The organism is Stenotrophomonas sp. SI-NJAU-1, assembly GCF_020883215.1.
Lineage (GTDB): Bacteria > Pseudomonadota > Gammaproteobacteria > Xanthomonadales > Xanthomonadaceae > Stenotrophomonas > Stenotrophomonas indicatrix.
Map to the genome: position 1 here is coordinate 4189884 of NZ_CP086598.1, position 12407 is coordinate 4202290.

The window sequence follows — 12407 nt, forward strand, 5'->3', positions numbered from 1 at the left end:
TCAAGGCGCGCAAGCGCATTGCATCAGCCACGCACCCTCCCGTTAGTCCAGGAACGAGCCGATGACCGCAGCCACTGCACCTGCCGTACCCGCTTCCACCGCCCCGCGCTGGCCCGTACGTTACCTGCTCTTCATCGGTGGCCTCGGTGGCCTGCTGTACGGCATCGACATCGGCATCATCGCCGGCGCCCTGCCCTATCTTGAAGCCACCGCCAGCCACGCCTGGCAGCTCAGCAGCCAGCAGCTCGGCTTCGTCGTCGCTGCGGTGCTGCTGGGCAGCGTGCTGTCCTCACTGTTCGCCGGCATGATCGCCGACCTCATCGGCCGCCGTGGCGCGATGCTGCTGGCCGGCGTGCTGTTCACCGCCAGCATCCCGATCATGGCGCTGGCGTCGGGTTACACCCCGCTGCTGCTGGGCCGCCTGTTGCAGGGTGTCAGCGGCGGCCTGATCGGCGTGGTCATTCCCCTGTACCTGGCCGAAGTGCTCAGCCCGGAACGACGCGGCCGCGGCGCGGCGATGTTCCAGCTGCTGCTGACCGTCGGCCTGGTGCTGGCCGCGTTGATCGGCCTGTACCACGCCCATGCCGTGGACGCCGCCGCAGAGTCGGTGCGCTCGCTGCCGGTCGCACAGCAGGCGCAGGAGCTGTTCACGGTGAAGGACCACGCCTGGCGCACCATCTTCTGGACCTGCCTGGCACCGGGCCTGCTGTTCTGCGCCGGCATCTTCTGGCTGTCCGAATCACCGCGCTGGCTGGTGCGTCGTGGCCGCATCGATGATGCGCGCCGCAGCCTGCAGCGCGTGCTGCCCGCTGCCGACATCGAGCCCACCCTGGCGCAGATCCAGGCTCCGGAATCGAGCAGCAGCAGCGGCAAGCGTGACCCGCTGCTCAGCCGCCGCTACGTAGTGCCGTTCGTGTTGGCCTGCGTGGTGCTGGCCTGCACCCAGGCCACCGGCATCAACTCGGTGCTGGCCTATGCGGTCAACATCCTCAACCAGGCAGGCCTGTCCGGCTCGGTGGCCAACGGCGCCGACGTGGCGATCAAGCTGCTCAACGCGGTGATGACCGTGGTCGCGCTGCTGCTGGTCGACCGCAAGGGTCGCAAGTTCCTGCTGATGCTGGGCAGTGGCGGCATCTGCGTGGCCCTGCTGGCCGCAGCAACGCTGTTCTTCCAGGCCGAACGGGGCCGCGTCGACGTGCAGCCGCACCTGCAGGCCGCAGTAAGTGGAGATGGCCTGCAACTGGTACTGGATGACGCGCAGTGGCAGCGGCTTGCCGGTGGCATCGACCGCGAGGGCCGGCCACTGCAGCTGACCGTGTCCTACGCCTATGGCGACTTCACCAACGTGCGCGCGCTGCGCAGCGACAACCTGACCGACCGCGAGCTGCGTATCGAGCGCGCCGGCACCGTGCAGCCGGACAGCGTCATCGGCGCGTTCTTCCGCACGATGCACCTCAATCCGTTCGCCGACCCGGCCAGCGCCGTGCAGGCACCGCTGCGCATCGAACAGGCCCGTATCGGCCCGATTCCGCCGCCCGCGCATGGCTGGGCCGTCGCTGCCTGCATCCTGGTATTCGTGGCGTTCTTCGCGGTTGGCCCAGGCGTGTGCGTGTGGCTGGCGCTGTCCGAGTTGATGCCCAACCGCATCCGCTCCAACGGCATGAGCATCGCGCTGCTGATCAACCAGTTCGTGTCCACCACCATTGCCGCCATCTTCCTGCCGACGGTGGGACACTACGGCTACGCCAGCATGTTCCTGTTCTGGGCGGGCTGCACGTTCGTGTTCTTCCTGGTGGCCGCATTCTGGCTGCCGGAAACCAAGGGGCGCTCGCTGGAAGAGATCGAAGCCGGGTTTGCAGGAAAGCAGCGCTGATTCAGCGCTGCTGTGGCGGCGCAGGGCCGCCGTGCACGATGTAGCGCGCCATGTCGTGCACTTCGGCCACGCTCATGTTGGTACCGGCCACCTGCATGGACTCGCCAAAAGGGCCCGCGATGGTGGCCACGGACAGCACGTGGTCATCGACGGTAAGCGCCACCTGCTTGCCCACCAGGGCCTCGGTCGCGTGCAGCAACCGGCCGGCGGACTCCTTGCGGAACGTCAGTTCCAGTACGGGTTGGTGCGCGGCGTCCAACGCCGCTCGCACGTCGACGATATCGGCACTGGTGAGCATCGGCGGCGCTTTCACGGCGATGCTGCGCCCTTGCCACTGCAGGGTAGCGCGGCCATCGGGATCGACCTCACGCATCTGCACCTGCACCCCCTCCCGCGGCGGATGCCGTGTCTCCGCCGGAAGCAGCCGGTTGCAGCCCGCCAGCAGCACCACCGCGAGGCCGCCGCCGAGCAGCGCCCCTCTGTTCCAGGCCCGCATCAGCGCAGCTTCCTCAGCTTGAACGCCACCAGCACCTGCAGCACGCCATACAGCAGGCTGCCGATGCCGATCCACAGCGTGGTCACCGCCACGCCTGCATAGGGGTTGGCCGCGAACAGCAGGCCCAGCACGATGGCCAGCACGCCGCTGAGAATCAGCAACCACTCACCCTGGATCTGCCTGCGCACGCGGATGGCGAAGACGATGCGATAGATGCCTGCCACCAGCAGCCATGCCGCCAGCAACAGCACCAGCACGCTGGCGGTGGCCAGCGGATTGATCACCGCCAGGATGCCGAAGCCCAGCGAGGCGACCACGTACAGCAGCAGCCAGCCACGCGAGGCGCCGCTGCCGCCAGTGATCAGCGCCAACAGGCTGATGACGCCCTCCACGATCGCCATCACGCCCAGCGTCCACGCCAGCGCGATGGCCGCCGACATCGGCCAGCCGATCGCGATGACGCCGAAGCCCAGCGCGACCAGACCGTACAGCAGCAGGATCCACCAGCTGCGTCCTACGGCCGACCACAAGGGAGACAAAGGGGAATTCATGACCACTCCTTCGATCCGGGTAGGTGATCATCCTAGCCCCTGGGGATGAAACGGGCGATCACGGCACCCGCGCGCAGACCCATGCACGTACTTCTTCAGCCCCCACCAGCCGCAGCGTTTCTGCAATCTCCAGCACGGTACTGCCGGTGGTCATCACGTCGTCGACGATGGTCAGCCGCGCCGGCACGGCGCCGCGCACATCGAAGGCGTCGAACAGGTTGTCGCGGCGCTGCTCGGCGCTGCGTTCGGACTGCGGTGCGGTATGGCGACGACGATACAGCCCGCGCCACATTGGCAGGCGCAGCAGCCGGCACAACTCGGCTGCCTGATCGTACCCGCGCTGGCGCAGTCGCTTTCCGTGCAATGGCACGGGTACCAGTGGCGCGCACGACCATGGCGGCGGGTTGCGCAGCATCAACTGCGCAAGCAGGCGTCCGGCAGCCAGGTCCTGGTGGAATTTGTAGCGGACCAGCAGCTGGTCGACCGGCGGCAGGTACAACAGACTGGCGTGGGTAGCGGTCTGCGACGGCGGCTCGTCACGGCAGGTGCCACAGATGGGCAGGGCTTCGTCCGGTAGCGGCAGCGCGCAGCGAAGGCAGGCGCGGCCCGCCCACGGTAGATCGGCGAGACAGGCGACGCAGAGGTCCAGGGTGTCGTGGCCGGGCTCGCTGCAGACCAGGCAGCGCAGGGGCAGCAGCAGGCGAAAGGCGGCCTGCAACGGTTCGCCAAGCGTAAAGGTTGTTGGGATGCGCATGCCGCAGCTTCACCCCGCAGGTGGATGCTGCCCATCGGCGAAGCAAGCACATGCGCGTAGGTGAACGGCGCGCTCCGCGCCTGGCCATTTGCGGCCGGCAGTGGCGGGTTGGGTGAATCGTCCGCTGCTTGACAGGCTGCCGCGATGTCAGGACCCTTCGCGGCATGAAAATCGACGTCGAACACCTGAGCCTGCGCGAACTGAACGCCCTTGTGACTGCGGCCGAGCAGCGGCGGGCGCTGGTCGCCAGCCGCCGCCCGGCGGCCGTTGTCCGACGCAAGCTGATCGCCTTCGCCGCGCAATGCGGCTACACGATCGAGGAACTGATCGGCACCGCGCCCGCCGAGACCACGGCGCCGGCCCGCAAACGGGGCACGCGGCGCAAGCTGGGCAAGGTGGCGCCCAAGTACCGCGATCCGGACAACAAACGCAACACCTGGTCCGGCCGTGGCCGGATGCCGCGCTGGCTTGCCGAGAAGACCCGGCATGGCCGCAGCCCTGCCGATTTCCTGATTCCCGGCCTCGGCCGGTCGGACGCCAGCAAGACCCGCACGATCGGCCAGCGAACCGTCTTCAAGCAAAGCTGACCCGGCACACTTCGCTGCAGCGCTCGACCAGCGCACACACCCTGCGTAGATCACACCTGGAATTCCCGGCTGACGGCCGGGGTCCAGCGACATCGCTGTGCCCACGACACGGGCAACGTTGCGGAACTGACCGTCACACCGGGAAAGCTGCTGCTGATCGATCCACGCGATGTCCTTATCGGTCAGCGCCGCGATGCGATGCCGCTCTTCTTCGCGATGCGTGTCCATGCGGATTCTCACCGCCCGGGCGTCGCGGCGAACGTGGCGCCATCGCCTTTGATCCGGGCGATGGCGCACTGTAAACTGCCGTTTCGTTACTTGGGTTGACAGTGTTTGCGGCCCCACCCAAACTGCGCCCTCGCTCCAGCCCTTCCAAGGTCCCGCCATGGCAACCGCCATCCGCCACGACTGGCACCACGACGAACTGCAGGCGCTGTTCGACCTGCCTTTCCCGGAACTGCTGTTCCGCGCCGCCGCCGTCCACCGCGAGCACTTCGACCCGGCCCAGGTGCAGGTCTCCACGCTGTTGTCGGTGAAGACCGGTGGCTGCCCGGAAGACTGCGCGTACTGCCCGCAGGCGCAGCGCTACAGCACCGGGGTCAACGCACAGAAACTGATGGACACCGATGCGGTGCTGGCCAGGGCCCGCCAAGCCAAAGCGGCCGGTGCCTCGCGTTTCTGCATGGGTGCAGCGTGGCGTTCGCCGAAGGACCGCGACATCCCCAAGGTGGCGGCAATGATCGCCGGGGTGAAAGCGCTGGGCCTGGAAACCTGCGCCACGCTGGGCATGCTCAGTGGCGAGCAGGCGCGCGCGTTGAAGGACGCCGGCCTGGACTACTACAACCACAACCTCGATACCGCGCCGGACTACTACGAGTCGATCATCCACACCCGGCAGTACCAGGATCGCCTGGATACGCTGGGCCATGTGCGCGATGCGGGGCTGAAGACCTGCTGCGGCGGCATCGTCGGCATGGGCGAAACACGCGCGCAGCGGGTCGGCCTGCTGCTGGCGCTGGCCACCTTGCCGGCGCATCCCGATTCGGTGCCGATCAACAAGCTGGTGCAGGTGGCCGGCACGCCGCTGCATGGCAGTGCCGAGCTGGACCCGTTCGAGTTCGTGCGCATGATCGCCGTGGCCCGCATCGCCATGCCGCGTTCAATGGTGCGGCTGTCGGCCGGCCGCGAGGCGATGAGTGATGAGCTGCAGGCGCTGTGCTTCCTGGCCGGCGCCAACTCCATCTTCCATGGCGACAAGCTGCTGACCACCGGCAACCCGGAGAGCGAGCGCGACATGGCCCTGTTCGCACGCCTGGGCCTGCAGCCGATGGCGGTGCAGGTGGACGCCGACGGTCATGACCATGGCGGCACCGTGCATGCCGATATCAGCGCCGATGGCCCCGGCTGCGGCTGCGCCCACGCGGCCTGAGCCGGCGGCCAAGCAGGCGTCGCGGCAACGCGCTACCCTAGCCGCCCCGTCGCCGCATCCAGCCGCCATGGCACGCCCCGACCTGACCGCCCGCCTCCAAGCCCAGCGCGCGTTGCGCGATGCACAAGGCCGTCGCCGCCCGCGGCGCACGGTCACCCGTCGCGATGGTGTGCGCCTGGAAGTCGATGGGCGCTGGCTGACCGGCTTCTGCAGCAACGATTACCTGGGCCTGGCCCAGCAGTTCAGCGTGGTCAACGCACTGCAGGATGCCGCCGCGCGCGAAGGTGCCGGTGCCGGGGCTTCGCACCTGGTCTGCGGCCACCACGCGCTGCACGACGCATTGGAACGCGAAGTGGCCGAGTGGCTCGGTTACCCGCGTGCCTTGCTGTTCGGCAGTGGCTTCACCGCCAACCTGGCCGTGCAGCAGGCGCTGCTGGGCGAAGAGAACGATGTCTGCGTGCAGGACAAGCTCAACCACGCCAGTCTGCTCGATGCCACCCGGCTGGCCGGCGCGCGCCTGCGCCGCTACCCGCACCTGGACGCGGAAGGTGCGATGCGCCAGCTCAAGCATGCGCCCGATGGCGCAGCGATGCTGGCTACCGACGGTGTCTTCAGCATGGATGGCGATATCGCGCCGCTGCGTGCGCTGTCGCTGGTCGCGCGCCTGCAGCAGGCGCTGTTCTACGTGGACGACGCGCATGGCGTGGGCGTGCTCGGCGATGGTCGTGGCGCGGTCGCCACCGCCGGCCTGGACGTGGACGATGTGCCGCTGCAGCTGGTCACCCTGGGCAAGGCGCTCGGCGGTTCCGGCGCGCTGGTGCTCGGCCGCGAAGACCTGATCGAGCACCTGGCCGAAACCGCACGCCCCTATATCTACACCACCGCCATGGCGCCGGCGCTGGCGGCATCCGCACTGGAAGCGGTGCGCCTGGCCCGCCGCGATCATTGGCGGCGGGCGAAGCTGGCCGATCTGATTGCCCTGTTCCGCAGCGAAGCGCGACGTCATGGGCTGGATCTGATGGCATCGGAAACGCCGATCCAGCCGCTGTTGTGTGGCGACGACCACACTGCCATGGCGATGTCGCAGGCGCTGGAGCAGGCCGGCTGGCTGGTCGGCGCGATCCGCCCACCGACCGTGCCGGAAGGCAAGGCGCGCCTGCGCGTCACCTTGTCCGCGCTGCACACCACCGAGCAGGTACGCGGCCTGGTCGAAGCCATCGCCGTTGCACGCGACCGCGTGGCCTTTGCCGCGCGTGAAGTGCTGCCGCCGTCGTTGCCGGCGCTGGCCTGAGTGATCGTGTAGTTCCCCATGCATATTGAAGTGACCGGCCATGGGCCGGACTTGGTACTGATCCACGGCTGGGCCCTGCAGGGCGGCGTGTTTGCGCCGCTGGTGCAGCGCCTGGCCGATCGATTCACGCTGCATCTGGTCGACCTGCCCGGCCATGGCCACAGCCGCGATGACAGCACCCCGCTGCGCCTGCCGTTCGTGGTCAACGCCATTGCCGCGGCCACGCCGCCGGCGGTGTGGTGCGGCTGGTCACTGGGCGGCCTGTTCGCGCTGCACGCGGCGGCCACGCTGCCGAAGGTGCGTGGTCTGGCGATGATCGCCGCCACGCCGCGCTTCGTGCGCGGTGATGACTGGCCGCATGCGGTGGAGCCATCGGTATTCGAGCAGTTCGGTCGTGACCTCGCGCAGGACTTCAGTGGCACCCTGGAACGTTTCCTGGCACTGGACGTGATGGGTTCGGCGCATGCCCGCGAGGAACTGCGCACCCTGCGCCAGCGCCTGGTCGAACGCGGAGCGCCCACCGAACGCGCACTGCGCGAGGGCCTGCAGCTGCTGGAGAACACCGACCTGCGCGGTGCCCTGCCCGCACTGGGCAAGCCCAGCCTGTGGATTGCCGGCCAGCGTGACCGTCTGGTCTCGCCGGCGGCGATGCAGGCCGCTGCCGCGCTGGCGCCCGGCGGGCAGTCGCTGACCGTCGGCCAGGGCGGCCACGCGCCCTTCCTCGGCCATGCCGATGACGTTGCAGCCGCCCTGCAACACTTCGTTGCCGGCCTGTCACCGGCCGATGGCGGACAATGAGCCTTCCTAAGCTTGTACAGGACTGACGCATGGATCTGGGCATTTCCGGCCGCTGGGCACTGGTCTGCGGCGCCAGCAAGGGGCTTGGCCTGGGCTGCGCGCGCGCATTGGTGCGCGAAGGCGTGAACGTGGTCATTGTCGCCCGCGGTGACGCTGCGCTGCAGGCTGCGGCTGAAGAACTGCGTACGCTGCCCGGTGCCGCTGAAGTACGTGCGATCGCCGCCGACGTCACCACCGAGGCGGGCCGCGCCCAGGCGCTGGCCGCCTGCCCGCAGGTCGACATCCTGGTGACCAACGCCGGCGGCCCGCCGCCGGGCGACTTCCGCACGTTCGAGCGCGACGACTGGATCGCCGCGCTGGACGCCAACATGCTGGCACCGATCGCGCTGATCCGCGCCACCGTGGACGCGATGATCGAGCGCGGCTTCGGCCGCATCGTCAACATCACCTCGTCATCGGTGAAGGCACCCATCGACGCGCTGGCGCTGTCCAACGGCGCGCGCAGCGGCCTGACCGGCGTCGTCGCCGGGCTGGCGCGGCGCACCGTCGTCCACAACGTCACGATCAACAATCTGCTGCCCGGCCAGTTCGATACCGACCGCCTGCGCGCCAACTTCGCCCACGCCGCCAGCCAGGACGGGGACGTGCAGGCGGTGGCCGAACGCCGCCGCCAGCAGATTCCCGCCGGCCGTTTCGGCACGCCGGACGAATTCGGCGCCGCCTGCGCCTTCCTGTGCAGTGCACAGGCCGGTTACCTCACCGGGCAGAACCTGCTGATCGACGGCGGCGCCTACCCCGGTACGTTCTAAGAGACTTCTGCAATGCCGTCCCACTTCGATGCCCGCCATGTCCGCCGCGCCTTCGCCCGCGCCGCCTCCAGCTACGACGCTGCCGCCGCCCTGCAGCGCGAGGTGCAGTCGCGCCTGCTGGAATCGCTGGACTACCTGGAGGCACGCAAGCCGGAGGTAGTGCTGGATATCGGTGCCGGCACCGGCCATGCCAGTGCGCTGATGAAGAAGCGCTGGCCGAAGGCGCAGGTGATCGCGCTGGACGTGGCACTGCCGATGCTCGACCAGGCCAAGCGCCAGGCCGGCTGGTGGAAGCCGTTCCAGCGCCTGGCCGCCGATGCCACGGCGCTGCCGTTGGCCGACAACAGCGTCGATGTGATCTTCAGCAACCTGTGCCTGCAGTGGGTGGACGACCTGCCAGCGGTGTTCGCCGGTTTCCGCCGCGTGCTCAAGCCCGGTGGGCTGCTGGTGTGTTCGACGTTCGGGCCGGAAACGCTGGTCGAGCTCAACGAGGCCTTCGCCGCCGCCGACGACCGCCCGCACGTGAGCCGCTTCGCGCAGATCGCCCAGTTCGGCGATGCGCTGATGATGGCCGGCTTCCGCGATCCAGTACTGGACCGCGACCTGTTCACCCTGACCTACGACGACCTGCCCTCGTTGATGCGCGAGCTGCGCGCGATGGGCGCGACCAACGCACGGGTCGATCGCCGCCATACGTTGACCGGCCGGGGGCGGTTCGCGGCGGCAGCGGCGGCGTACGAACCGATGCGCCGTGCCGATGGCACGCTGCCCAGCAGCTGGGAAGTGATCTACGCCCATGCCTGGGCGCCGGATCCGGGCGCGCCGATCCGCGAAGGTGGGCATGACATTGCGTCCGTGCCGGTGTCGGCGATCCCGATCCGGCGCAAGCAGACCTGATGTCGGCACGCGATCCGCACTGGTAGATGCCGACCTTGGTCGGCGCTGTGCTTCCCGTGCCGACCAAGGTCGGCAACTACCAAAATCAGGTCCCGGGCAGGCACGCGTTATGGGTAGCGCCGGGCCATGCCCGGCGAGCGCAGCGGCAGCCGCTCAGGTATTGGCCGGTGAACTCAACGGCGGCCGTACCAGGTCGCGGTGGAAGAAGTAGATCTCCTGCACCAGGAAGCGCCAGCTGGTATGGAAGCTGCGGAAGCGCGTGCTGGGCGTGGACGAGGCCAACGCCTGGATGCCCAGCGCCTTGCTCAGGCGCAGCGCGCGCGCCATGTGCAGCGGGTCGCTGACGATGATCACCGAATGCAGCTTGCGCTGGTCCATCAGCCGCTTGGCCTCGACCAGGTTCTGCACGGTATTGCGCGAGGCGGTCTCGATGAGGATCGCCTCATCGGGAATGCCGTGCTTGAGGGCATAGCGCCGGGCCACCTGCGATTCCGAGAAGCGCGCACCGGTGCCGCCGTAGCCTCCGGTAAAGATCAGCAGTGGTGCGTAGCCGGCGTCGTACAGATCCAGGCCGTGGCGGATGCGCTCTTCAAACACCGGCGAGGGCTTGGCATCGTAGGCCGCCGCACCCAGCACGATGATCGCGTCCGCCTTGGCCGCCTGGTCGCGCTCGCCGACCCAGACGATCCAGGCGGTCACGCCCAGCAGCCAGATCACCAGCAGTACGAACAACCGCCACACCCAACCGAACAGGCCGGTGCGTTCGCGATGGCGGCCACGGCTCATGGCGCTCCCCAACGCAGCGCAGGCAGATCGACATTGCCGCCGGACAGCACCAGTCCAACGCGCAGGCCGGCGAAGCGTGCAGGCTGGGCAAGCACCGCCGCCAGCACGATCGCCGAGGACGGCTCGACCACCTGCTTGAGCACGTCCCACAGCAGGCGCATCGCCGCCACGGTGGCGGCATCGTCAACCACGATGACCTCGGCGCCCGCGGCCTGCAGCAGCGCGAAGTTGGGTGCGCCGATCAGCGTGCGCAGTCCGTCGCAGATCGTGTCCGGGGTAAATGCCTCCTGGCGCTTGCCGGTCGCCAGCGAACGGGCGGTGTCGTCGGCACCGGCCGGCTCGGCCAGCACCAGCCGCGTACCCGGGCTGGCGTGCTGCAGGGCCAACGCAGTGCCACTGGCCAGGCCACCACCGCCCACCGGCACCACCAGCACGTCGAACGGCCCCTCGCTGTGCAGCAGCTCCAGCGCGGCCGTGCCCTGCCCGGCGATCACCGCGGGGTTGGTGTACGGATGGACCAGAGTGGCGCCGGTATCGGCCTGCACCTTGGCGCAGGTGGCCTCGCGGTCGGCAATGGTGGCCGGGCAGCGCCAGAGGGTGGCGCCATGCCGGGCAATATTGGCCAGCTTGGCGGCCACAGCCCCTTCGGGCACCACCACATGGCAGGGAATGCCCCGTGTGCGGGCAGCCAGCGCCAAGGCGGCACCGTGATTGCCGGAGGAATGGGTCACCACACCGGCACCGGCGTGATCGGCGTCGAGCGACCACACCGCATTGCACGCACCGCGGAACTTGAACGCGCCGCCGCGCTGCAGGTGCTCGGCCTTGAACGCCAGTTGCGCACCGGCCAGCGCGTCCAGCGTGCGCGAGCGCAGCACCGGGGTCACGCTGGCATGGGGCGCGATCCGCGCGGCGGCGGCGAGGACGTCATCAGCGCGGGGCAACAGTGAATCGCTCATGACGCAAGATTAACGTATGGCCCCGCGCTGGCGAGGGCGCCATCGGTCATGCCAGCATGCATGCCTACACCGCCATTCATCCTGGCCGGCGGAATTAAGGGCTGATTCAACGCCGGCGGCTGAAGCTGCCTGCATACCCGTCCTCTGGGGGGACCCATCATGAAAACGCGCCTGATGCTTGCCGGTGGCCTGCTGCTGGCCCTGACCGGTTGCACCACCTATGACTATGTCGGTGGCCGCGGCGGCGGTTACTACCACGGCGCGCCGTCGGTGGAGTACCGCTACCCGTATGGCTACCCGTCCGGCTACGGCTATCCGTATTACGGCGGCGGTGGCTATTACGGCTATGGCGGCCCGTACTACCAGCGGCCGATCTACCGCCCGCCGCACCACAACCACCGCCCGCCACCGCGTCCCGGCAACGGCGGCGAAAACCGCCCGCCACCGCCGCCGCGCCAGAACAGTGGCGGCTCGCCCTGGCGCAACATGGATTCGATGCGTCGACCGCCGCAGCCTGCACAGCGGGTCGAGCGCCCCTCGCCGCCGCCGCAGGCGCGTCCGGCTCCGGCTCCGCGTGCGCCGAGGATGAACAGTTCCCCCTGGCGTGCCATGGATCGTGAGAGATAGCGCACAGTTGACGCTTGTTCCATCTTGCATTTCACACGGTCCAAGCCTCAATCTACGCAGGTGGTGACGGCCAGCGTCACAAAGTGACAAAAGCGTTAAGGGCCCGTCCCAAACAGCTCTACGTCGATATCCGACAGGAACATCTGGATCCCCCCTGTTCCGGCCCTGTCGGATGTCGGCACCTTTAAAGACGAACGGCCCCGCACTGCGGGGCCGTTTGTTGTTGGGGACACCAGGGCGCGCGGGCAGTAGATCCACGTCATGCGTGGATGACGCGTTCCCAGCCACCCCAAAAAACAGGGCCGGACAGTCCCCCGACTGCCGGCCCCTCTGCTTCCCCACCGTGCGCCTGTACCGGCCCCTGTTCCAATTCCGGTCACCAGCGCCTGCGGCGCCAGCCACGGTGGGTGCTATTGGGTTATCTGCAAAAATCCTGCCAACTTTAGGGTTGATTTCGACGCCGGCCGGCCGGCGCCAACGTCCCTGCCCCGATTGGCGCTAAAATCGCCACCCCGGCGCCGTCTCCGGCTGCGCCTGCCCCTTGCTGAAC

13 protein-coding genes are annotated in these 12407 nt (G+C 68.6%); 8 read left to right on the plus strand and 5 right to left on the minus strand.

Annotated elements, in window-relative coordinates:
- Positions 1–61: 61 nt before the first annotated feature.
- On the plus strand, positions 62–1873 hold the full coding sequence (locus LMF57_RS19055) for an MFS transporter (RefSeq protein ID WP_117311670.1): 1812 nt from the start codon (positions 62–64) through the stop codon (positions 1871–1873).
- Position 1874: 1 nt separating this feature from the next.
- Here the strand turns inward: LMF57_RS19055 and LMF57_RS19060 are convergent, their stop codons facing one another.
- Genes LMF57_RS19060 through LMF57_RS19070 form a run of 3 tightly spaced genes read right to left on the minus strand, consistent with a single transcriptional unit; the run spans position 1875 to position 3674 of the window.
- Positions 1875–2369, minus strand: coding sequence for a hypothetical protein (locus LMF57_RS19060; RefSeq protein ID WP_162887711.1), 495 nt, complete (start codon positions 2367–2369; stop codon positions 1875–1877).
- The gene (locus tag LMF57_RS19065; RefSeq protein ID WP_229290409.1) at positions 2369–2920 is read right to left on the minus strand and encodes a DUF308 domain-containing protein; all 552 of its coding nucleotides are present in this window, start codon (positions 2918–2920) and stop codon (positions 2369–2371) included. The genes LMF57_RS19060 and LMF57_RS19065 overlap by 1 nt, the downstream gene beginning before the upstream one ends.
- Positions 2921–2978: 58 nt before the next feature.
- Positions 2979–3674 (minus strand): ComF family protein, encoded by a 696-nt coding sequence (locus LMF57_RS19070; RefSeq protein WP_117311672.1) that lies wholly within the window; start codon positions 3672–3674, stop codon positions 2979–2981.
- A 164-nt stretch (positions 3675–3838) separates the two neighbouring features.
- On the opposite strand from LMF57_RS19070, the gene LMF57_RS19075 reads away from it, so the two are divergent.
- The 6 genes from LMF57_RS19075 (at position 3839) to bioC (ending at position 9485) form a co-directional block, all read left to right on the plus strand.
- Positions 3839–4261, plus strand: coding sequence for an H-NS histone family protein (locus tag LMF57_RS19075; RefSeq protein WP_100462080.1), 423 nt, complete (start codon positions 3839–3841; stop codon positions 4259–4261).
- A gap of 385 nt (positions 4262–4646) precedes the next feature.
- Positions 4647–5690 (plus strand): biotin synthase BioB, encoded by a 1044-nt coding sequence (bioB, locus tag LMF57_RS19080; RefSeq protein WP_229290410.1) that lies wholly within the window; start codon positions 4647–4649, stop codon positions 5688–5690.
- A 67-nt stretch (positions 5691–5757) separates the two neighbouring features.
- A complete protein-coding gene (gene bioF, locus LMF57_RS19085; protein ID WP_229290411.1) occupies positions 5758–6981 on the plus strand; it encodes an 8-amino-7-oxononanoate synthase in 1224 nt (407 codons plus the stop codon).
- Positions 6982–6999: 18 nt separating this feature from the next.
- Positions 7000–7779: a pimeloyl-ACP methyl ester esterase BioH gene (bioH, locus tag LMF57_RS19090; RefSeq protein ID WP_229290412.1), complete on the plus strand. Its 780-nt coding sequence runs from the start codon at positions 7000–7002 to the stop codon at positions 7777–7779.
- 29 nt (positions 7780–7808) lie between these two features.
- Positions 7809–8588: an SDR family oxidoreductase gene (locus LMF57_RS19095; RefSeq protein ID WP_229290413.1), complete on the plus strand. Its 780-nt coding sequence runs from the start codon at positions 7809–7811 to the stop codon at positions 8586–8588.
- A gap of 12 nt (positions 8589–8600) precedes the next feature.
- A complete protein-coding gene (gene bioC / locus LMF57_RS19100) occupies positions 8601–9485 on the plus strand; it encodes a malonyl-ACP O-methyltransferase BioC (RefSeq protein WP_208082301.1) in 885 nt (294 codons plus the stop codon).
- Between the two features lie 153 nt (positions 9486–9638).
- Here bioC and LMF57_RS19105 read toward each other — a convergent pair whose 3' ends face one another.
- Together LMF57_RS19105 and LMF57_RS19110 are read right to left on the minus strand one after the other, a co-directional pair.
- Positions 9639–10271, minus strand: coding sequence for a YdcF family protein (locus tag LMF57_RS19105; protein ID WP_208082302.1), 633 nt, complete (start codon positions 10269–10271; stop codon positions 9639–9641).
- On the minus strand, positions 10268–11230 hold the full coding sequence (locus LMF57_RS19110; protein WP_025877505.1) for a pyridoxal-phosphate dependent enzyme: 963 nt from the start codon (positions 11228–11230) through the stop codon (positions 10268–10270). The genes LMF57_RS19105 and LMF57_RS19110 overlap by 4 nt, the downstream gene beginning before the upstream one ends.
- A 159-nt stretch (positions 11231–11389) precedes the next feature.
- Here LMF57_RS19110 and LMF57_RS19115 point away from each other — a divergent pair, with 159 nt between their 5' ends.
- Positions 11390–11857: a hypothetical protein gene (locus LMF57_RS19115; RefSeq protein WP_229290414.1), complete on the plus strand. Its 468-nt coding sequence runs from the start codon at positions 11390–11392 to the stop codon at positions 11855–11857.
- Positions 11858–12407: the final 550 nt, after the last annotated feature.